This window comes from Nostoc sp. (assembly GCF_036917275.1).
Classification (GTDB): Bacteria; Cyanobacteriota; Cyanobacteriia; order Cyanobacteriales; family Nostocaceae; genus Nostoc.
The window spans coordinates 78,553-100,567 of sequence record NZ_JBALDF010000061.1 but is presented as its reverse complement, the minus strand read 5'-3'; the positions used below and the strand labels follow the sequence as shown (position 1 = coordinate 100,567).

16 protein-coding genes are annotated in these 22,015 nt (G+C 42.0%); 8 read left to right on the top strand and 8 right to left on the bottom strand.

All coding sequences use genetic code 11. The features are described 5' to 3' along the window. The first annotated feature begins 469 nt into the window (after positions 1–469). On the top strand, positions 470–1,666 hold the full coding sequence (locus V7K35_RS24450) for an acyl-CoA dehydrogenase family protein (protein ID WP_335082431.1): 1,197 nt from the start codon (positions 470–472) through the stop codon (positions 1,664–1,666). Positions 1,667–1,976: 310 nt separating this feature from the next. Here V7K35_RS24450 and V7K35_RS24445 read toward each other — a convergent pair whose 3' ends face one another. The 6 genes from V7K35_RS24445 to ssuD all read right to left on the bottom strand — a co-directional run bounded on the left by V7K35_RS24445 (position 1,977) and on the right by ssuD (position 8,851). Further along, the gene (locus tag V7K35_RS24445) at positions 1,977–3,008 is read right to left on the bottom strand and encodes an ABC transporter substrate-binding protein (protein WP_335082429.1); all 1,032 of its coding nucleotides are present in this window, start codon (positions 3,006–3,008) and stop codon (positions 1,977–1,979) included. Positions 3,009–3,199: 191 nt separating this feature from the next. Continuing rightward, positions 3,200–4,150 carry a D-2-hydroxyacid dehydrogenase gene (locus V7K35_RS24440; protein ID WP_335082584.1) on the bottom strand — a complete coding sequence of 317 codons (951 nt, stop codon included), beginning with the start codon at positions 4,148–4,150 and terminating at the stop codon, positions 3,200–3,202. Positions 4,151–4,425: 275 nt separating this feature from the next. After that, entirely contained in the window at positions 4,426–5,373 is a 948-nt protein-coding gene (locus tag V7K35_RS24435) for a D-2-hydroxyacid dehydrogenase (protein WP_335082427.1), read from the bottom strand. Between the two features lie 456 nt (positions 5,374–5,829). Beyond that, positions 5,830–6,600, bottom strand: a complete 771-nt coding sequence (locus tag V7K35_RS24430; protein ID WP_334795285.1) for an ATP-binding cassette domain-containing protein — start codon at positions 6,598–6,600, stop codon at positions 5,830–5,832. A 144-nt stretch (positions 6,601–6,744) separates the two neighbouring features. Beyond that, positions 6,745–7,569, bottom strand: a complete 825-nt coding sequence (gene ssuC, locus V7K35_RS24425) for an aliphatic sulfonate ABC transporter permease SsuC (protein ID WP_335082425.1) — start codon at positions 7,567–7,569, stop codon at positions 6,745–6,747. 133 nt (positions 7,570–7,702) lie between these two features. Continuing rightward, positions 7,703–8,851 carry an FMNH2-dependent alkanesulfonate monooxygenase gene (gene ssuD, locus V7K35_RS24420; RefSeq protein ID WP_335082423.1) on the bottom strand — a complete coding sequence of 383 codons (1,149 nt, stop codon included), beginning with the start codon at positions 8,849–8,851 and terminating at the stop codon, positions 7,703–7,705. Between the two features lie 979 nt (positions 8,852–9,830). Here ssuD and V7K35_RS24415 point away from each other — a divergent pair. The 3 genes from V7K35_RS24415 to V7K35_RS24405 all read left to right on the top strand — a co-directional run bounded on the left by V7K35_RS24415 (position 9,831) and on the right by V7K35_RS24405 (position 13,439). Further along, the gene (locus tag V7K35_RS24415; protein WP_335082421.1) at positions 9,831–11,396 is read left to right on the top strand and encodes a hypothetical protein; all 1,566 of its coding nucleotides are present in this window, start codon (positions 9,831–9,833) and stop codon (positions 11,394–11,396) included. Positions 11,397–11,604: 208 nt separating this feature from the next. Then, positions 11,605–12,315: a TVP38/TMEM64 family protein gene (locus V7K35_RS24410; RefSeq protein WP_335082419.1), complete on the top strand. Its 711-nt coding sequence runs from the start codon at positions 11,605–11,607 to the stop codon at positions 12,313–12,315. A 107-nt stretch (positions 12,316–12,422) separates the two neighbouring features. Next, complete coding sequence (locus V7K35_RS24405; RefSeq protein WP_335082417.1) at positions 12,423–13,439, top strand: glycosyltransferase family 2 protein; 1,017 nt, start codon at positions 12,423–12,425, stop codon at positions 13,437–13,439. A 33-nt stretch (positions 13,440–13,472) separates the two neighbouring features. On the opposite strand, the gene V7K35_RS24400 is transcribed toward V7K35_RS24405, so the two are convergent. After that, positions 13,473–15,221, bottom strand: a complete 1,749-nt coding sequence (locus V7K35_RS24400; RefSeq protein WP_335082415.1) for an iron uptake porin — start codon at positions 15,219–15,221, stop codon at positions 13,473–13,475. A gap of 1,176 nt (positions 15,222–16,397) precedes the next feature. Between V7K35_RS24400 and V7K35_RS24395 the strand changes: the two genes are divergently transcribed. Genes V7K35_RS24395 through V7K35_RS24385 form a run of 3 tightly spaced genes read left to right on the top strand, consistent with a single transcriptional unit; the run spans position 16,398 to position 19,595 of the window. Continuing rightward, positions 16,398–18,041, top strand: a complete 1,644-nt coding sequence (locus tag V7K35_RS24395; RefSeq protein ID WP_335082412.1) for an FAD-binding protein — start codon at positions 16,398–16,400, stop codon at positions 18,039–18,041. Further along, a complete protein-coding gene (locus V7K35_RS24390; protein WP_335082410.1) occupies positions 18,038–18,367 on the top strand; it encodes a ferredoxin family protein in 330 nt (109 codons plus the stop codon). Before V7K35_RS24395 ends, V7K35_RS24390 begins: the two co-directional genes overlap by 4 nt. 19 nt (positions 18,368–18,386) lie before the next feature. After that, positions 18,387–19,595, top strand: coding sequence for an ABC transporter substrate-binding protein (locus tag V7K35_RS24385; protein WP_335082408.1), 1,209 nt, complete (start codon positions 18,387–18,389; stop codon positions 19,593–19,595). 2 nt (positions 19,596–19,597) lie between these two features. Here the strand turns inward: V7K35_RS24385 and V7K35_RS24380 are convergent, their stop codons facing one another. Then, the gene (locus tag V7K35_RS24380) at positions 19,598–20,110 is read right to left on the bottom strand and encodes a hypothetical protein (protein ID WP_335082406.1); all 513 of its coding nucleotides are present in this window, start codon (positions 20,108–20,110) and stop codon (positions 19,598–19,600) included. 65 nt (positions 20,111–20,175) lie between these two features. Between V7K35_RS24380 and V7K35_RS24375 the strand changes: the two genes are divergently transcribed. Continuing rightward, on the top strand, positions 20,176–21,660 hold the full coding sequence (locus V7K35_RS24375; RefSeq protein WP_335082404.1) for an amidohydrolase family protein: 1,485 nt from the start codon (positions 20,176–20,178) through the stop codon (positions 21,658–21,660). Positions 21,661–22,015: the final 355 nt, after the last annotated feature.

Sequence of the window (22,015 nt, the reverse complement as noted above, 5' to 3'; positions counted from 1 at the left end):
GGGTTATAGTGTTGTTGACGGCAAAGTTATGGTTCCAGTAGCGGCAAAGTTATGGGTAAAGTCACAGTTTGTGTCATAGTTACAGAACCTTATTAAATACTAAATTCCGATCTATTTTAAGTAGTATACTTAAAGTTCAGCAAAAGACCTGAGTTTAAGGTCAGAAACTGAGGAAGAAAATAAAGCATAATTTAGGCTACAAAAAGTTGCGAGCGCTTAACTCTGATGGAAGCATCTCAAGTTTGCAAGAACATCAATTTTTCGCAAGATGGAGTCTCGCCCGTCTCAGAAGATTTGAGTTTACTCTCGGCTGCAAAGTTATGTCTTTCAAAGGCAGGGTAAAAATTCAGATGCATTCAAAGAGATGAAAAATTAGAGATTAAAAGAATTCTTTCCCAGTCCCCAATCCCTTTTTATTGCAAGATATTTCTAATTCAGTAGTAGTAAAGTGAGTTTTGAAGGAGTATTTATGTCACAGTTGGAGCAAGCAGTGCCAGACACCTTTGTAGCCAAAAGCTTACAAATCCCCAATATTTTCGACCGGGTTGAGGCTCTGGCCAAGGACTTTGCCACCCGTGCAGGAGTACACGACAAAGATGGTTCCTTTCCCTTCGAGAATTTTACAGCTTTACATGAGGCAGGATTACTCAGCCTCACGATTCCCCGGGAATTAGGTGGTCAGGATTTGGGGCTACCAACTATCTGCCGAGTCATTGAAGGGATAGCGCGTGGCGATGCTTCGACCGCGCTAGTACTGACAATGCACTATCTCCAACATGCCCATGCGGGTCGTAGCCGTCGCTGGAATCCAGAAGTATATAAGCGGCTGTGTCGTGAATCGATTGAAGGCGTTGCTCTGCTGAATGCGGCTCGTGTCGAACCTGAGTTAGGGACACCAGCTAGAGGCGGATTGCCTGCCACAATTGCCGAACGAACAACGGAGGGTTGGCGTTTAACAGGCCACAAGCAATACACCACGGGCAGTCCCATCCTCAGTTACTTTGTTGTTTGGGCCCGGACAACTGAGGATGAACCACAAGTTGGAAGTTTTCTGGTTCCGCGCGATCTGCCCGGTTTGCAAATTGTCGAAACCTGGGATCACTTGGGGATGAGAGCTACAGGCAGCCACGATCTCATTTTGGAGAATGTATTAATCCCCTCAGAGTATGCCTTGAATATCAGCCCCATATCTGCTGCGCCATCGTTTGATCCGCTGATTTCCACTTGGGGCAGTTTAACAGTGAGTGCTTTATATCTCGGTGTTGCTACTAGTGCGCGAGACTGGCTTGCTAAGTATCTTTGGGAGCGATCGCCTTCTAATCTCAAAGAGCCACTGGCAACTCTGCCACGCTTCCAAACTGCTGTGGGTGAGATAGAAGCACTGCTGTTTGCTAACAATAGATTGATTTATAGCTTGGCTGAAGATATTGACAAGGACGAGTATCAACCTAACATAGGATTACAGGCACAAGCTGTTAAATATCTCACCACAACTAACTCGATTCGGGCTGTGGAGATTGCCTTAGAACTGACAGGTAATCCTGGTCTATTAAAAAGGAATCCTTTAGAGCGTCACTACCGTGACGTTCTGTGCAGCCGTATCCATACACCGCAAAATGATGTTATTTGCCAATCATTAGGTAAGTCGGTGCTGAAAGTTAAGTGATTAGGGATCGAGGATTGGGGACTGAGTAAGAGTTTTACCAATGCCCAATGCCTAAGGAACGTGGATTAAATAAAATGCAAAACTTCATCCTTTATCTTGCTTCCCTCTCCAATATATCGGAGAGGGATTGAGGGTGAGGTAAGTCAGGGACATATAGCGGTTCTCTTTTACGTGAGGTACACGCGTAGGGGCACGGCACTGCCGTGCCCCTACACCTCGCAATATAATGTTGTACCGCATTTGAATGGGAACCGCTATAAATTGTATGTTATTTAATTCTTATTCCTAAGCCTCGATACCTAATACTTTGTCAAATACTACACTTAGCGATCGCATCATTAAAAGTAGTGTCCCACAGAGGTTTCACACTAACCTTAGCTGGGAGGACACCAGCTTCTGCAAAGGTGTCAGCTACCTCTTGCTGTGAGGCGATCGCTTCATCGGAGGTAGGGAGAATTTGAACATGGCGTTGTTTTTCTTCCTGCTTTGCTTGTTCTAGGACAATACTTTCATCTATGCCAATGGTTGAAGCATAACTTTTCGCCCAGGTTTCCAAATTCGATTCGCGCCAAGCTTGCGACTTTTTAATCCTACAGAGAAAGTCAGCGATCGCAGCATTTTTGCCTGAATCTGCGATCGCACTGGGAGCGGCTACAATCATGAAGTTACCACTCAAGATATCCTTTGCAGACTTCAGTTCTCTGGCGCCATCCTTTTTAGCTTGCGGGATCGAATAACCGTAGGTAGCCCAGCCATCTAGATCACCTTTCCTGAAGGCAGAAAGTCCGTCGGGGATCGAGAGAGCGATCGCATCAATATCCTTCAAAGTCAGACCAACTTCCTTTAACATCTTGATCAAGAAGTAATGGGCTGTCGTAGCTTTGACGTAAGCAACTTTCTTACCTTTGAGGTCTGCGATCGTTTTAGCTGGAGAATTTTTTGGCACAAGGACAGTTTGTCCGATAGTTGGGCCCTTAGTGGCTGCAATAATCTTCACCGCATCCTGAGTCCCGATCGCAAAAATCGGTGGAGTCTCACTACACGATGCAATATCAATGGCATTGGCATTGATTGCTTGCACCATAAGATTACCCCCAGTAAACTCCGTGAACTGAGTTTTGTAGGGAAAATTATCTAGTCCAGCTAACTTCAACTGGAGATCCCAACCACCCTTAAACTTAGCAATGCGGAGAGTCACCCCTGATAAATCAACTGTTGGATTGGAGGAAGTTTGAGTGGAAGTGTTAGTACAGCTAGTAGCTGTTGCAATCAGTGCTGTAGTAGTGCCTGTCATCGCACCAAGCCAGCGGAGTATCTGACGACGTTTATAGCGGATAGTCACATGAACCTCGCATGACTGAATAGATCATTGTAGAGATGTTGTAATTGCTAGTACAGGTAGGCAAACTGACGCCTACCTTTAACAAGAGGATTTTGCCCCTTGTCTGCTGAATTGAGATGGTAGCTAGATTTACGCGCCCGCTGTACTAGTCTCTACCAAAGGATTTGTCCGATTCATTAATTGAATTGGTATTAGTATCCAGCTTGTTTATCTACGACATTCCGCAAGGGTTGACCAGTTTGATAACGTTTGAGATTGTCGATAAACAGTTGTGCTATGCGCTCTCTCAAGCGTGGCGACAAGGCTGAACAATGGGGTGTGATAAAGGCGTTCGGCAACGACCATAAGGGACTTTCCGGCGGCAGAGGTTCGTTTGCAACCGTATCTAATCCTGCACCCGCAATCCATCCCTCACGGAGTGCGGTAAGTAATGCAGTCTCATCTACTATTGCACCACGAGCAATATTAATTAGGTATGCAGATTGACGCATAGATCGCAATGCAGCTTCATCGATCAAGCCTTTAGTTTCTGGAGTTAATGGTGTAGCAATAACTACATAGTCGGCTGTTGGGAGGAGCGATCGCCATTCATCAGCACCCACAACTTTGTCAAAATTCGGTAGGGGTTCGGGATTGCGGCGACTACCCCAAACTTGGACTCCAAAAGCTTTAGCACGAGATGCGATCGCCTGACCTATATTTCCTGTACCAAGAATTAATAAAGTCGCGTCTGCCAACTCTTCGAGAAACACTCCTCTTGCCCAAGTGTGTTCATCCTGCAAAGTTTGTAATTTCCGCAGATTCTTGGCGTGATAGAGCATGAATGCCAGGACAAATTCTGAAATTGGAATTGCGTGAACCCCTGCGCCATTAGTGAGGATAATGTCCTTTTGCAAAAAAGTTGGTGTGAGGATATGATTCACGCCAGCACTCGGTGACTGTTGCCAACGCAGCTTGGGTGCTGCTGTCAATATTTTGTCAAAGGCAGAGGTTTTCAGATAAAATCCGTTGACATAAACTTCTGCATCGCTAATATCACCATCAAGATTACCTTCACTATCCACCTCCACAACATCTATATCAGATGGTAGGAGTGGCTCAATATCAGGAATGAGATGATCAGGTAAAATTAGTTTCACTATTTGCTAGTCTCCCATTCAATTTTGGATTTTGGATTTTGCGGTGCAGCGCTGCGGACGGGTTTCCCTCCGCAGGCGACTGCACCAAGACGGATTTTGGATTGTGTAATCCAAGCCATAGAACCTCTTCATTTTTAATTTTTAATTGCTTAGGAACGTGGATTAAATAAAATACAAAACTTTATCATCTATCTTGCTTCCCTCTCCAATATATCGGAGAGGGATTGAGGGTGAGGTAAGTCAGGGACATAAATTGTATGTTATTTAATTCTTATTCCTTAGTATCCTGCTTCTTTGTTTACTACATTTCGTAACGGCTGACCAGCTTGGTAACGCTTCAAATTGTCGATAAATAGCGCTATTGAACGCTGTTTACTTTTTGGTGAATGAGCGGAAGTATGAGGTGTGATAAAGATGTTAGGAAGTGACCACAAAGGACTTTCTGGTGGTAGCGGTTCTGAGTTAACTGTGTCTAATGCTGCACCTGCAATCCAACCTTCTGTGAGCGCTTTTATTAATGCTGATTCATCGACTACGCCACCACGAGCAATATTAATTAGATAAGCATGATTTGGGAGCGATCGCAATACAGATTCATCAATAAATTCTTTGGTTTCTGGAGTTAGTGGTGTGGCAATAACTACATAATCAACCTTTGGAAGAAGCGATCGCCATTCATCAGCACCCACTACTTTATCAAAATTTGGTAGCTCTTGGGGATGACGGCGACTGCCAATAATTCTTAAGCCGAAGGGTTTAGCACGGGCGGCGATTTCTTGACCAATACCACCAGCACCAATAATTAGCAAGGTTGCATCTGTCAACTCTTCGATAGCGAAACCTCTTTTCCAGTGACGTTCTGCCTGTAAAGCATATAATTCTGGCAGGTGTTTGGCATGAGCCAGTATATAAGTGATTACAAATTCTGCGATCAGAATCCCATGCACTCCGGCTGCATTTGTGAGGATAATATCTCTTGACAAATAAGTTGGTGTCAAGATGTGATTTACCCCTGCATTTGGTGCATGATGCCAACGCAGTGCAGGTGCTGCTGCTATTATTTTATGGAGCGTCGGACTTCTGGATAAAAACCAACTGAAATAAACTTCAGCATCGCTAGCATCCCCGTCTAAATTTCCTTCAACATCTACACTGACAACCTCTGTATCAGGCGGTAGAAGTGGCTCAATATCAGCAACGAGATCAAGCGGCAAAATCAGCTTCATTGTAGATTACCTCTTCTTTCTTTACAGGGCTATTTTTGGAAATTGTCTCTGTTTGATTAAAAAATCAAGTCCCATTTTCTCTTAGCATAAATTAATCTATAGCAGTCCTAAATCATTTGTGAAAATTATATGTCTCTTTCTTCTTTCTTCCCTTTGCGTCCTTGGCGTTCTTGGCGGTTCGTTTCATTATCTACATTTTTCACAACTCAGATAGGATTGCTATATTTAATAAAGCGATATAAATTAATAATTCTTATTTTTATAGTTTATCTAGGTCGTAAATATAGAAAAAATCACCTAGAGTCGCAGAGAGAAGACTTGAGAGGTATTTTGAGTGTTCATAAAAAACTTTCGATTGCTATAGCTGCTTTTTAAGAGGAAGTTTTAATCTCGAAGTAGCCTATTTTACCGCAGCTACCTCAAGCATTATATTAATCAACTAACGAAAGCTAAATCTCAACTACTAAACTGCAACAATTGGTTATTTGGCTGAGTAACTTCATGGCTCATTACTCGCTTTAGAATTACTTCTCTGGTATTGACAAACGCTTCACTACTTCTATCTCGCGGGCGTGAAAGTCTCACAGGCAGATCCAGAGAAATTTGCCCTTCTTCAATCACTATCACTCGGTCTGCCAACGCCACAGCCTCTTCCACATCGTGAGTAACCAAAAACGCAGTAAATCTTCGCTCTTGCCACAAGTTCTCAATCAAATTTTGCATATCTTGGCGAGTTAGAGCATCCAATGCTCCCAAAGGTTCATCTAACAACAATAAACGGGGCTGACTAACTAATGCTCTTGCTAATGATACCCGTTGCCGTTGCCCACCAGATAAAACATATGGCCACTCATCAGCCCTATCCTTGAGTCCGACTTTATCGAGTGCCCACAAAGCTTTTTCACGCCAATTACCTTCCAAGCCCAACCCCACGTTCTGAACAACGTGCTTCCACGGCAGTAAGCGGGGATCTTGAAACATCACTGTTACGGAGCGGCTGAGTCTACGCAAGGGTTCTCCATCTAGTAGTATTCCGCCTGAAGTCGCTTTATCCAATCCTGACACAAGACGTAATAAGGTACTCTTACCGCAACCACTACGTCCGACAATGGCTACAAACTCACCTGCTTTAACTTCTAAATTCAGCAAGTTTAAAACAGTTTTCTTGCCGAAAGCTTTCGTCAAATCCAAAATACTTAGTTGTGTACCTTGTACATTAGTACTCACTCGCAAAATCTCCTTTTTTAGAACAATCGGGATTTAATTATTTGATGAGATGTTGAAGAAAGCAAATCACATTCAAAATGAATATTAAGTCAAAAGTTTAAAATTCTGGATTTTAAATTTTGACTTTGGTAACTTTAGCATTTACTAATTTTGATAATTGGGGTTCCAAGCCAAGAATTTTTTTTCTAATCCTCTGGCAATAGCATCTGCTAATTTACCCAGAAGTGCATAGATCACAATACTCAAGACCACAACATCAGTTTGCATAAACTCACGGGCATTCATTGCCATGTAACCAAGACCAGAATCTGCCGCGATCGTTTCTGCCACAATTAATGTTAGCCACATAATCCCCAAGGAATAACGGACACCAATCAGAATAGAAGATAAAGCTCCTGGAAAAATGATTTGCCACAGAAGTTGTGGTGTTTTCAATCCATAAACTTTTCCCATTTCAACCAGTCCAGGGTCAACACTACGGATGCCATGAAATGTATTGAGATATAACGGAAAAAATACCCCCATAGACACTAGAAATAATCTGGCTTGATCGCCAATCCCAAACCAGAGAATTACCAACGGAATTAATGCCAAATTAGGGATAGTCCTGAGCATTTGCAGGGAACTATCTAATAACTTTTCTGCTACACGGGAAAAGCCATTGAGCAATCCCAAACCGAACCCAATGCTACCACCAACTATAAAACCAGATATCGCCCGCCCAGCACTAATTCCTATATGGTGAAAAAGTTCTCCCGTGGAAGCTAGTTTAATCGCTGTAGCAATTACACCGCTAGGGGCTGGTAAAATTCTAGTTGAGAGGAAACCAGTTCTGGAAGCAAGTTCCCAAAGTACTAGCACTAGAACGGGGACAATCCAGGGAACTATTTTCTCGATTTGCGGGTTGTCTAACACCTCGCTCAGGGATATATTATTGTTACTTTTGGTGTGTTTAAAGGTAGTAGTCATGGAATTCTGGATTTTAGATTTTAGATTTTAGATTGTCCACAAGCATAAATCTAGAAGCATCAAATTTTAGACTTTAAATTTGGTGTTTTTGCTTAATCCAAAATCCCAAATCAAAAATTTAAAATTGGCATAGTCATGAGGCACTCGTTAATTGTTTAGTAAATTTTTCATTGCCAAGTATTTCGCTAACAGTACTCAAGACTGGTGGTGTTAGCGGTGTAGATTGGTTCTGCAAAGGTAGACGGGGAAATAATAATTCAGCGGTGCGATACGCTTCTTCTAAATGGGGATATCCAGAGAACACAAAGGTTTCTATGCCCAAATTGCGATATTCCAGCATCTTAGCGACAACAGTGTCGGGATCTCCAACTAAGGCCGTACCAGCACCACCCCGCACCAATCCAATTCCTGTCCACAAGTTGGGACTAATCTCTAAGGCTTTTCGACTACCACTATGTAGTTGACTCATGCGCTGCTGTCCTTCAGAATCAGAACTAGCCAAGTTTTTCTGAGCTTTTGCGATCGCATCCTCATCCACATACTTAATTAGCTCATTGGCAGCATCCCAAGCCGCAGACTCGGTTTCTCGCACAATTACATGCAAGCGAATCCCAAAACTTACTGTTCTACCTTGTTCAGCCGCCAATCGCCGAACTTCAGCAATCTTTTGGGCCACTTGTTGTGGAGGTTCGCCCCAAGTCAGGTAAACATCTATATGTTTAGCAGCAACCCGCTTGGCAGCAGCAGATGAGCCACCAAACCATAAGGGTGGATAGGGTTTTTGCACTGGTGGGAATAGGAGTTTACCACCTTTGATATCCAGGTAGTTTCCTTTAAAATCGACTGTTTCTCCGCTGACTATACCCCGCCAAACTGTGAGAAATTCATCGGTTAAATCATAGCGATCGTCATGACTAAGATGCAAGCCATCCCCAGCCAGTTGCACACGATCTCCACCTGTAACCACATTAATCAACAATCTTCCTTTAGAAATTCGGTCAAATGTTGCTGCCATCCGGGCAGCAGCACCTGGGGAAGTAATTCCTGGGCGAATTGCCACTAGAAATTTCATCTGCTTGGTGACAGATATAAAAGCGGCAGCAGTTATCCAAGCATCTTCACAAGAACTCCCTGTGGGTAACAATGCGCCCGTGTAGCCTAAATTATCCACAGCTTGGGCAATTTGCTGCAAATAATCAGGTGTGGCGACACGAGAGCCAATATCTGTGCCTAAATAGCGTCCATTATGAGATCCAGTCGGAATAAACCAGAGAATTTGCATGTTTGTCAGGGTATAAGGGACTAAAAACTACTGTAACTCGACGCAATTACCGTAGTTTGTAATCAGTATTTTACAGGAAATTATTTAAAAAACCAGTGTAGATTAACGATTCATAAAAAATAACTACCCACAAAATTTACTTTTTTGCGGATAATCCTAGTAATCATTACACTTTTGGAGCAAAGATGGCTGTCGTGCAGAATACAAGTTTTGTCAAAAGCTTGTATAGCGGTTCTCATTGAGATGCGGTACAACATTATATCGCCAGGTGTAGGGGCACGGCATTGCCGTGCCTTTACAGATGTATTTTACGTAAACAAGAATCGCTATATTGTCGGATGACCTTCATCTTCAAAGTCTACTCCCCAAGGTCTGTGCTTGAATAAAAGTTATGGTTACGGAGAAGTCTGTGACATAGCGGTAGAGTTTGGATACACGGCTCATATCCGAACGCAAATGGGTAAAGGAAAAATCTGGTGATATGTATTGATGGATACAACATCAAGAAAAGACATCAGTTAAAGAAATAGGTGTTTCAGTTTATCGAAAGTTCTCAAACATTGGGCTGGTAAAATTAGCCCTCTTTAATCACTTTAGAAAAATAAAAATAAGAGCCACTTTTTTAACTTTACATAGAGCGAGAATTTGAGCGTTTATTTTCTAATAGAATGGCTGAAATCAAAGTTTATGGTAAAAGTCTTACGCTATAAGGGTTATAGATTATTATCTCGCCAATTTGATAGAAGAGGGTTAAATTGAAAGCTTTTCGTGATCATCCATGCGATCCAGAGAAAGAGCAGCCAAAGCACACCTAACTCAAAAAAAGCTCCCTATTTCTCAAATTTTAGCTGATAAAAAAGATATAAATCAGACACCTTCAAAAAGCTGGTTACTTGATATAACTCAACTTTTACTTAAAAATATTTTTGAATTTAACTCTCTATGGTAGAGTTACAATGAAGCCTGCTACTGAATAGTTATGAAACAAAACAATACACATTTAGTAATTATAGCTTTACTAGGGTTAGCTAGTATATTTTACTTAACAATTGTATACAAAGATACTTTTGGTGAGAGAGATACTTTCCGCATGGCAATGGGTGTTATTGACTCGATCACATCTAATAAACCATTAGGAAGCAGTATGCTTTATGGTCGTGATATTTCTTTTGCATACTTTGTATTATTAGATTTTTTTAGACCAATTTTTAAAACAAATTTGGCTCTGATAGTTCCTTTTATGAACTATATAAATGCCTTGAGTGCTATTTTGATGATTATACCTTTGTTCTTTTTAGCTAGGAGATATTGGGGAACAACTATAGCCTTATTAGCAAACATATTACTAATATCGATCCCAGCTTGGAGGGCAACCAGCCAATATGGACATCCCATGACTGAAGCTGTATTATTCATGTTCATAGGATTAGCCTTGATTGGTTATCGCTCGTTCTTAAGATCATTGAGATTAGGATGGAATAAATTAATTTTATTAGATGTACTAATTATTGCTGCTTTTGCTTTATGTTTAATGTTCAGGCTTGATGCAATCCTAATGTTTCCTCTAATTCCAGCCTGTCTTTTTCTCGAAAATTATCCTTTTAAAAAGATTATTTCTACTTCCATTTTATATAGTGTTTTTCCAATAATTATTTTTAAAGTAATGCAATCTCAACTTCCAGTGATTGTTGGTCAAGAAAGTAATGGAATACTTGATCAACTTTTATTATGGAATAATCCTGTTAGATACGTTGATAATTTTTTGCGTGGTAACCTACTTTTTATTTGGGGCTTAAATCCTTTAATTTGTCTGATATTTGTGATCTCCTGTATTTATCTGGTGTATAAACAACGTAGTTATTCAAATTTGTTTTTTATCTTACCAACAGTCTTATTAAATTATATATTTTGGCTACCCAATGCTGCTCCACCCCGTCATTTTATCTATTTAGCTCCTGTTGCAGCAATTAGTATGGCAATTTTCTTAGCAGATATTTTCCCAAGAGTAAAATCCTTTGTAAAAAATAATAGAAATATAGGAGTAGCACTCGCAGCAATTTTAACATGTTCTGTTTTGATCAGCTATAAATATTCCTATTCTGTATCAATGTCGAAGAAATACTATTACGCAGCAGAACAACTAGGTAACAAATTACAACAATTAGAGCCAAAAAATAAGCCAATTTTTGTAATTGGGGATACGATTCCGGCAGTGGTTCAAATGCAACTTCTGTCAAAAGATACAAAGGTAAAGTATGAAGAAACAAATCTTTTTACAGACGATACTATTGAAGCTCAAGAAAAATCTGCTTTTAAACCTAAACCTGTATATATAAATGTCATAGTTGTAGAGAATAAAAAGAATAAATTTATATGTTATTTCCAAGGTTGGAAAACAAAAATAAATGAAATAAAGAGATATTTCTTGGCTACAGACAAATATACCCAAGGTTATATTGTAGTAGATATGTTAGATAAAAATGCTAATAAGATTGATATTGAACCATCTAGCTTGACTAATAAGTTAGAGGTTTTAAAATTATAATTTTAAAAACTGAGAAAAGAGATAAGAGAGGAGTTTTTGCAATTATTCTGAAGGCTGTATTATTTGGCGGACTAAAAGTAGCGAATAACTTCACTTATTTTTAATTCATTAATTTATTCTGCTTTCCAAAAGCAGGATTTTCAAAAATTAATGAAAGGGTAAATTGAGAGAAATTAGGTTGTGTTAGAAAAAAAGTAGGAGTATTCTAGTGTGGAACTTAAAAACTGGTATTTTATTACTTACATTGAGTTGCATTATTGCAACTGGTGTAGCATTATATCTGATTGGCGGTATTGAACCAGCAAAAATTCAAGCATTGCTGAAATCTTCTGGAATCTGGGCACCTATTATTTATGTTGCCTTGTACGTTGTGGCAACTATGTTAGTTTTGCCCTCAACAGTGCTTAATTTGACTGGAGGTGCAATTTTTGGCCCTTGGCTGGGTACTTTCTGGACTAGTGTTGGAGCAGTTATTGCAGCAATAATTGCCTTTATTTTTACTCGGACTATTGGACGCAAAACAGTTGCAAACCGACTAGCAGGACGCTGGCAAGCTATGGATGCTGAGGTGCGTCGTGGAGGGCTTTTTTATATGTTTGCTATCCGACTAGTACCGATCATGCCATATGGTTTGGTCAACTTTGTCGCTGGACTGACTTCGATTAGCTTTAAAGATTATGTTGTAGGTACAACACTTGGTACTGTTCCTAGTGTCTTACCTTTTGTACTACTAGGTAGTTCTGGTCTAAAGGCAGTCAATACAGGCGATTTCTTGCCGTTACTACTCGCTTTAGGCTTATCTGGAATACTGGTAGGAGGGTCTACTTGGTATCGCCATCGTCGGACTTTTCCCAAAAAAGCTGTAGAAAACCTGAAAAAATCAGAATCTTCAGATTACACAAATCCGAAGAATAAATAAATTATGATAATCTGACTTGAGTCTTGCTAGGTATACTGAGAACCAAACCTTTATTATGACAAGCAGTGCGTCAGCTTGTCTGTTCAAAAATTAAACGGGATTTTTAGATGATACCAAAGTATTCATTGATTGTTCCAATTTATAATGAAGAAGAAATTATTCCTGAACTTTACCGCAGACTCAGTGCAGTAATGAATCGGATGGATGGTCCTGTAGAATTAATTTTAATCAATGATGGTAGCCGCGATCGCTCCCTACAATTACTACGAGAACTCCATCAAAAAGACCCGCGCATTTGCTATCTGAGCTTTGCTCGTAACTTTGGTCATCAAATTGCAGTTACTGCTGGTCTTAATTTTGTCCGGGGTCAAGTTATCGTCATCCTTGATGCTGACTTACAAGATCCACCCGAACTAATCCCAGATATGATTGAAAAATGGCGACAGGGCTATCAAGTCGTCTACGCTCAACGTACTCAACGCCTCAAAGAAGGATGGTTTAAGCGTTTTACTGCCTACTTCTTTTATCGCCTTCTCAAGAAGCTTGCAGATGTAGAGATTCCTACTGATACTGGTGATTTTTGTTTAATGGATCGGCAGATCGTAAATATTCTCAATTCTATGCCAGAACGCAACCGCTACATTCGTGGTCTGCGTTCTTGGGTTGGCTTTCAGCAAACAGCAATTCGGTTCGAGCGCAACCCCCGTTTTGCTGGGGAAGTTAAATACACTTTCAGCAAATCCTTGGCGCTTGCCATTAATGGTCTAGTATCCTTTTCAATAGTGCCACTGCGGTTATCAACCTACTTAGGGTTAGTAGCAGCGGTGGCGGCTATCTTCATGGCTTTATTAGTCTTGTATTGGCGTCTTTTTCTCCCCCATTCGCCTTTAACTGGGTTTACAATTATTTTGATGGCAATTTTCTTTCTGGGATCTGTGCAGTTAGTCAGTGTTGGCATCTTAGGCGAATATATAGGGCGGATTTACGAAGAAGTTAAAGCTAGGCCCCTCTATACTTTAGCTGAGGTAGGTGGTTTACATTACAAATCCTCCAACTTAACGAACAATTCTGACAAACTAGATAATTTAGAAGATGCTACTATTCAAAATGTAGACAAGTATTGACCTTGAAGTAGGGAGAGAGAAAAAAGTCTATAGTTAGAAATTAAATGTACTACGTATAGCACCTACCCAAATTGGATCATTGGCAGAATTTCCTTCGGGGTTGAGAATTACATACACAGTTGGAGTCACACTAATGTTGTCATTCACCCTATAGGTATAAAAACCTTCTAGATGATAGGAGGTATCTTTGTTTGTGCGAGTTGTTATATCATTGCTAGTGACTTTAGGCGGTACACCAAAGACCAACCCACCTAGATTCGCTTTTTTAAACAGGTCTGGAAAAGCTAAGGTAAGCGCACCATTAATTATGGTTGCATCGTTATTGGTACCTTCTTGATGAGCAAGGGTATAACCAAACCAACCACCTACATTAACTACACTACTGGCTTTCCAATTGAATTGCAGTCCGAAGTTATCGGATGAGGTGGGAGCGGCACCAAAAGGACGAATAGCGACAGTAGTACCTGTACCACCAGTGATGTTATAACCAGATCCAAAAGCAGCAGTTGGGCCAGTACCAACGGCGATAGGGGCAGGGAAGTATTTGCGGGCGTAGGCGAAACTAATATCTAGATTGCGATTGGGTGTGAAGGTTAGTTGACTAAGCGCCTCATAGGAGTTACCAAAGAGTCCTCCTCTGTTGGTTGCGTTGCCTGCGGGGTTACTAGCTAGACCGTCATCTACTATGTAACCTGCGTTGAGTAGGAGTTGATTATTAAACTTATAAGCAAAAGCAGCACCAGCACCGTCAAAGCCGGGTCGGTAAATTACAGGGTTGAAAAGTCCAAACCGCGAGAGAGTACCAGTTTGGGCGTTACCAACCAAGGGATTTAGCGTTGGAGCAAAAGTAACCGGTTGGAGTGTTCTAGCGCCTATCCACACAGTGGTTTTAGCTCCAAGTGGGAAACGATAGAACAATCTGTCAAGATAAACAGAACTGTCCGTGTAAAAAGTATTCCTTTCAGTATTAAACCGGGTCTCTGGAGTTCCTGTAAAAACTCCTGTCAAACTAGGAACATTAGCTGCTGTTAAACTAGTGGTCAACTGGTCTTTACCAGTAAAACTACTTTGTAGCGCAAGTGTAGCACGGTAGCTAAAAAAGACGTTGGTGTTATCCCTGTTACTACTGACACCATTGCCAAAAGTATCACCTATGAATAATTGGGCAATACCTAGCAGTTTGGTAGTTGTAGAGAATTGATTAGCTTCTACCTTAGCTTGACGCGTTTCTAAAGCATCTATCTTTTTGCCTAAGGCGGTGAGTTCAGGTGCAAATTGTTCTTGCAGCTTTTGCAGAGTAGCCAAGTCTTCCTTTCGTACCAACTCTCCAGTACTAGTAGCAATCAATTCGTTGAGGCGATCGAGGGCTGCATTCAAGCCAGCGGCAAATTCATAACGAGTCAGCGCCCGATTACCTTTAAATGTGCCATCTGGATATCCCGTAATCACACCATAACGCTCAACCAAAGACTGTAATGCTTGAAATGCCCAATCTTTAGGATTAACATCAGATAGTTGGGAAACAGATGTAACTTGCTCCATGCGATCGCTATGTACTGCTGAAACTGGAACTTTTGATGTGCTAAGAGAAGGTTCAAAAGATGATTCAGGTGAAGTACTTTGAGTAATGGCAGTTGGGGTAATCTTTTCAATTGGTATTACTTGCTGTGTCGGCTGTGCTGTCTTTTCCACTTCAGCAGCGAGTGTAGCTGAAGACAGGACTACGAGGCCACCGAACAAAGTAGGAATTACTAGCAAATAATTCCACAAAACTTTAGACATGGGTTGTTTGTTCCTCACACAATATCAACTAAATTCTGCTGCTCAATCTTTTTCGGTAGCTACAAGACCTTGTGGAAGAGCGAACATCTGTATATATAATTATTGGAATTTCTTGGGTTTCCAAGTAGGGGCGTATATCTGTACGTCCCTACAGCCGATTCATTTGTTGCAAAGATTTAGCGCTGTTTCACCGCTATGCATTTACTTTCAAAAAAGTAATTTTCACAAAAGACTTCTGGCAAAAACTTTTGACACATTATACAATTCAGCTATGGGACTAGTACCGCAAGGCGGAAGTCAAAAGTCACTCATTCAAAAGAATTGTATTCCGGGCTTTTGCGCCATTTGAAATGGTTGCTCGTCTTGCAAAGTCTGAGCGGCGGTTCCGGCCGCTCAACGCCAGTTCCTTTAAGTGGGGGAACCCCACCAACGGATTGGCTCGACTTTGCGCTATTTACGGCGCGTTGTACTAGTAGCTGAAGTCAGTTAAAACGGGTTAAATAACTAAAAATCCAGTCAGCTGTAACCAACTGTAAGTTTTAGTTGTAGGTATTTTGTAACTTTCAGTCTTTTACAAACTTTTGCCAAATGGTTATTCTCAGAAACCAGATATTTCCGATTCCCTCTGTGCCAACGCACCTCACCAAGCATGGCTAGGGTTTTGGAATTTATAAACTTTAGACGCTAAACAGCTTATCAGCTATAAGCTACTTTTACTCTTGCTCGAACTCTGAAAAACATTGGTAGATGCCTTGAGCCGGAATGGAATTCCTTGCTGTTGTTGGAAAAAATTTATTAAACCACGGTAAGTCTATCGAAATTAAGTACTTTGTGTACTAACATTGGATATTTGCACAAAACGCTGTAAAAAGCAAGTCTCTTGCGAGAGATAACAAAATTTATTTCACATAACTTTACGTTTAAATTTATTTGCTCAAATGCTTGCTTTTTGTCCAAAACTGTGAAAAGCTTTGTTATATTCTAAAGTACGGTTTATGTATCAAGTTGAAGTAGTTACTATGATGCCAATGTAGTGGCAACCTGTCTTAAGGAGCCACAAATTAAGGCTACTAGTAAGCCATCAAGTAGATAGGCAAAAAGGTTTGGGAATATTTTGCAGCATCGATGGGGTGAAGACTTGATGCTTAAGACTTTATCGATGGGGGGAAATGGTAAATGCTGAAGACGTTAACAACCGATTTTGAACTCGACCTCCAAGCAGATGTGCTTGTAATTGGAGGTGGGCCAGCTGGAACTTGGGCGGCATGGAGTGCTGCATCAAGTGGAGCTAGAGTTGTGCTTGTAGACAAAGGATACTGTGGTACAACTGGATGCGCTGCTGCATCTGGTAATGGTGTGTGGTACGTGCCACCCGACCCAGAAGCACGGGAAACAGCGAAGGCGAGTCGGGAATCGTTAGGTGGTTTTTTATCCGATCGCAACTGGATGGATCGGGTACTGAATCAGACCTATGTAAACGTCAATCAGTTAGCAGATTGGGGTTATCCCTTTCCCACCGATGATGAAGGTAAACCCTATCGGCGATCGCTGCAAGGCCCGGAATATATGCGGCTGATGCGGCGGCAAATTCAACGGGCAGGAGTAAGAATTTTAGACAACAGCCCCGCCTTAGAACTACTAGTTGATGACGATGGTGCTGTTGCTGGTGCATCAGGTGTGAATCGTCAAACTGGTAGTAAATGGGTAGTGCGATCGCAGTCCACGATCATTGCTACAGGTGGCTGTGCATTTTTGAGTAAAGCGTTAGGATGCAACGTCCTGACAGGGGATGGTTACTTAATGGCGGCAGAAGCAGGTGCCGAGATGTCGGGTATGGAATTTTCCAATGCTTACGGCATCTCTCCCGCCTTTTCTTCAGTTACCAAAACCCTGTTTTATAATTGGGCAACTTTCACCTACGAAGACGGTAGTGTGATTCCGGGGGCAAGTTCTCATAGACGTTCAGTAATTGCCGAGACATTACTGCAACAGCCAGTTTACGCCATCATAGACAAAGCGGCTGAATCGATGCAGGCATCTATGCGTTTAGCACAGCCCAACTTCTTTTTACCCTTTGACCGTGCAGGCATTGATCCATTTACCCAACGTTTCCCTGTGACTCTGCGCCTAGAAGGAACCGTACGCGGTACGGGAGGAATTCGGATTGTAGATGAGAGTTGTGCCAGTTCTGTACGGGGACTCTACGCGGCTGGAGATGCTGCAACACGCGAATTGATTTGTGGCGGATTCACTGGTGGTGGTAGTCACAATGCTGCTTGGGCAATATCTTCTGGCTATTGGTCTGGGAAATCGGCTGCTGAATATACTCGCAGTTTGGGAGAACAGAAAACTCAACGCCGAGTTCAGGGTGTTGGAGAGGTAGTATTACAGAGTGGGAGCGTAGCTTGCCGCCGAAGGCATCGCTCTCAAACCTTGGCAACTAATGAAATTATTCAAGCAGTCCAAGCTGAAGTATTTCCCTACGAAAAGAACTATTTCCGTACAGAACAAGGCTTAACCGAGTCTTTAGGTAAGCTAAATCATCTTTGGCAAGAACTCCGCAGTAGTCAGGTAACATCAGATAAAGAACTAATCCGGGCGCGAGAAGCTGCGGCGATGGTAGCCACAGCCCGGTGGATGTACAGCAGTGCCATTGAACGTAAAGAAACTCGTGGTATGCACAGACACCTAGACTATCCAGAACTTGATGCTAACCAGCAACATTATCTGATTAGTGGCGGATTAGATCAAGTCTGGGTGAAGGTTCAGCCTTTAGAGAGTACAGAAAAGTTACCATCCAAAATAGGAGCGTTAGTGTGATTGAGTTGGTCAGCGAGTCGCGGTGCATAAATTGTAATATCTGCGTGAACATTTGCCCGACCAACGTGTTTGACCGTGTACCTGATGCACCGCCAACCATTGCCAGACAGAGTGATTGCCAAACCTGTTATATGTGCGAATTGTATTGTCCAGTTGATGCTCTTTATGTAGCACCAGAAAGTGACATGCAGACTTCAGTCAACGAGGCAGAATTGGTAGAAGTCGGGTTACTAGGTAGTTACCGTGAAAACGTTGGTTGGGGACATAAACGTACATCAACAGCAAAAGCCGATCAAACATTTCAAATTCTCAAGCAGATGAAATAGCATCGTGGGGAAAAGAGTCATGGTGTGGTTCCCAGTAAGAACAGGTTCTATCGGTAAAAATATAGCCATTTTCAATTTGGTGAGGTACAGAGATGCAGACAGACCTAACCCCCTAATCCCCTTCCCGACGCGGGAAGGGGGAAAAATTCAAAGCCTCTCTCCTTTTAGGAGAGAGGTCAAAACTGTACTTCAGCCAATCGAGAACCGCTATAAACTTCCTTCAAAATTATCAACCTCAGTGGCTTGTGTCCTACTGCTACTAACTACAGCATGTAGCCAAGGGGAAACTAAATCTGCTCAATCCATTCAGGATATTAATACTAATAGTGCTGTAGCTGCATCTAACAACATTTCTACCCTACGTATAGGTTATGTAGGTAGTGCAGAACCTACAGGGCCACTTGGTTGGGCAAAGAAAAAGGGAATATTAAATCGTGAACTGCAAAAAGCTGGGTTTAAAGACATTACTTTTGCACGATTTCCTAACGGGCCGGATCTAAATGAGGCGCTTGTCGCAGGTCAATTAGATGTTGGTTCTTTAGGAGATACACCAGCCATAGTTTTAAGAGCTAGGGGTGTAGAAACTCGACTGCTGCGGATCACTCAATTTAATACAACCGCCTGGTTAGTGGCAAAAAAGAATGGGGCGCGATCGCTCGCTGAACTTAAAGGTCAGAAAATAGCTACCCAAAAAGGTTCTTATATGCATCGATACCTGCTGGGTCTGTTAGCTGAAGCTAAAATTGACAAAGATGTAAAAGTTGTCCACTTGATGACTACTGAAGCAAAAGCAGCTTTAGAACGTGGTGATGTAGCAGCTTATGCAACCTCAAGTGATCTGGGGCCTTTTCTGAAATCACAAGGGTTTCCAGTGATTGATTCTTCAGCAAATCATCAGGGTCTTTCAGGAACATCATTAGTTGTAGCGACTGAAAGCTTTCTGGCTAAACAGCCTGATTTTCCTCAGAAATTTAATGCAATCTTGACAGAAGCAACCAAGGATTTAAAAGCTAATTCTGAAGAATATTATCAGTACCACGCCCAAATTACTAAATATCCCGTTGATATCATCAAAGTATCGTTCCCACTCAAACAGGTGTCAGAAGAACCATTACCAACCGAGGGTGTGAAACTTTTAGAAGGCACTAAGAATTTTTTAGTTTCGCAGGGTTTAGCAAAGTCGAACTTTAAATTAACAGATTGGGCTGTGAACAAACAACAGCGTTAATTTTATCTGTCATCCCAAATGCGGGAGTAGGAGAAGCAGGGAGGGAAGTAGGAAGCAGAAATCAGTAACTTTTCTAAGCAAGAAAAACAAATTTTTGTAATTAAATCTTTCAAAAACGCAATTTTCAGGTTCAAAGGCTCAACTCCCAGGCTAAAAGGCTCAACTCCCAGGCTAAAAGGCTCAACTTCCCAGCTAAAAGGCTCAACTCCCAAGCTAAAAGGCTCAACCTCCAAGCTAAAAGGCTCAACCTCCAAGCTAAAAGGTGCAACTTCCAAGCTCAAAGGTGCAACTTCCAAGCTCAAAGGCTCAACTTCCAAGCTCAAAGGCTCAACTTCCAAGCTCAAAGGCTCAACTTCCAAGCTCAAAGGTGCAACTTCCAAGCTCAAAGGCTCAACTTCCAAGCTCAAAGGTGCAACTTCCAAGCTCAAAGGCTCAACTTCCAAGCTCAAAGGCTTCCTACTTCCCTGCTGACCAATAATTCCTTGATATATAGAGCAAATAGATTTATCTGTCAAATCAATCCAAAATCTAAAATCCAAAATTGTTTGACAAATTCATTTGAAAATTCAGGTAAAATGCTATGACTATTGCGTTAGACCGTCCACAAAAAACCAAGTCTGCTCAAATTCGGGAAAAACTAGGTTATCCGATCATCGACACCGATGTACATACCCAAGAGTTTCCTCCAGCATTCTTGGACTATTTAGAGCAAGTTGCTGGAACTGCGATCGCACAACGTTTTCAAGAACACTTACCTGGTGCATCTCGCTCTAAATGGTTCAAGCAATCTTGGGAAGAACGCCGCACTCACCGCACCGCCCGCCCTCCCTTCTGGACTCGTCCCACCAATGATCCCCTAAATTTAGCTACCGTTAGTTTGCCAAAGTTGCTACATGAACGCTTGCAAGAAGCTGGTACAGACTTTGCCGTTGTGTACCCAAACTTGGCAACTATGGCGCCACACATCGGGAATGAAGAAATGCGGCGGGCTGTTTGCCGTGCAGCTAACACTTACCATGCTGATATTTTCCGCCCTTATAGCGATCGCTTAACACCAATTGCCGCTATTCCCATGCATACGCCCGAAGAGGCGATCGAAGAATTGGAATATGCGGTGAAGATTCTGGGACTCAAAGCAATTCAAATCCCCGGACATATCCGCCGCCCGATTCCCGCTTTCGAGAAGTATGGCGAAGAAGTAGCCAACGAAGCCATTTGGATTGACACTTTTGGCTTGGATAGCAAATATGATTACGATCCCTTCTGGGCAAAGTGCGTAGAACTGAAAGTTGTACCCACCACCCACTCTTCCGGTATGGGCTGGATAAATCGGCGTTCGATTAGCAATTACCAATACAACCATATTGGTCACTTTGCATCGGCTGCGGAAGCATTATGTAAATCTTTATTCTTTGGTGGTGTAACTCACCGCTTCCCCACACTCAAGTTTGCCTTTTTAGAAGGAGGTGCAGCTTGGGGTGCTAGTTTGTACACCGATATGATTTGGCACTGGGATACCCGCAATAAAGACCATTTGGTAGAAAATAACAATCCCGCCAATATTAATTATGAAGAACTGCGAGAATTTTATACCCGCTATGGTGGTGAACTAGTACATGGTCGTTTGGATCAGTTAGGTAGCGGTTTAGGTTTCCACGCTGACTTAATATCTCCTTTAGAGCCAGGTGATTTGGATGAATTCGCCGTAGCAGGAGTTACGAAGCCAGAAGATATCCGCGATCGCTTCTTGAATCATTTCTACTTTGGTACAGAATCAGATGATACCCGTGTAGCCCAAGCCTTTAACCGCAAAGCTAATCCTTATGGCGATCGGATTAAAGCATTTTTAGGTTCCGATTCCGGTCATTGGGACGTACCTGATATTACTGCGATCGCTGCCAATACCTATTCAATGGTAGAACGCAAGATTATTACCGAAGAAGATTTGCAATATTTCCTGTCAATTCATCCCTTGGAGTTATACACCAGCCTGAATCGTGATTTCTTCAAAGGTACGGCTGTCGAGAAAACAGCAGATGAATTTTTGGCTAGCGCCGGCCGTTAATTCCATTTTCGCGTTATGTCCCTCAATCTTGAAGATCCCCCCAACCCCCCGTAAAAAGCTATTCGCGTATACACAAGTCGTATTACCCCCCTTAATCCCCCCTTATAAAGGGGGGAAACCGAAAATCTAGTTCCCTCCCCTTTATAAGGGGAGGGTTAGGGTGGGGTAATACGAGAGTCTAAACCCAGATTTCACTCGTTCACTCGTTTCCAGGTTCTACCTGGAAATGCGCTCAAAGCGGCTCTGCCGCTAGTAAGGGAGGCAGAGCCTCCCAATAGGCATTCCCAGTCTGAGACTGGGAACGAGGCATGAAGCATCCACAATGCCCACACATTAAAATCTTTTGCATAATTTA

What these genes read in the sequence shown, in the direction of transcription:
- V7K35_RS24450 (WP_335082431.1), top strand. Translation starts at nt 470, where the DNA reads ATGTCACAGTTGGAGCAAGCAGTGCCAGACACCTTTGTAGCCAAAAGC.
- V7K35_RS24415 (WP_335082421.1), top strand. Translation starts at nt 9,831, where the DNA reads ATGAAACAAAACAATACACATTTAGTAATTATAGCTTTACTAGGGTTA.
- V7K35_RS24400 (WP_335082415.1), bottom strand. Translation starts at nt 15,221, where the DNA reads ATGTCTAAAGTTTTGTGGAATTATTTGCTAGTAATTCCTACTTTGTTC.
- V7K35_RS24435 (WP_335082427.1), bottom strand. Translation starts at nt 5,373, where the DNA reads ATGAAGCTGATTTTGCCGCTTGATCTCGTTGCTGATATTGAGCCACTT.
- V7K35_RS24385 (WP_335082408.1), top strand. Translation starts at nt 18,387, where the DNA reads ATGGTGTGGTTCCCAGTAAGAACAGGTTCTATCGGTAAAAATATAGCC.
- V7K35_RS24405 (WP_335082417.1), top strand. Translation starts at nt 12,423, where the DNA reads ATGATACCAAAGTATTCATTGATTGTTCCAATTTATAATGAAGAAGAA.
- ssuD (WP_335082423.1), bottom strand. Translation starts at nt 8,851, where the DNA reads ATGCAAATTCTCTGGTTTATTCCGACTGGATCTCATAATGGACGCTAT.
- ssuC (WP_335082425.1), bottom strand. Translation starts at nt 7,569, where the DNA reads ATGACTACTACCTTTAAACACACCAAAAGTAACAATAATATATCCCTG.
- V7K35_RS24375 (WP_335082404.1), top strand. Translation starts at nt 20,176, where the DNA reads ATGACTATTGCGTTAGACCGTCCACAAAAAACCAAGTCTGCTCAAATT.
- V7K35_RS24395 (WP_335082412.1), top strand. Translation starts at nt 16,398, where the DNA reads ATGCTGAAGACGTTAACAACCGATTTTGAACTCGACCTCCAAGCAGAT.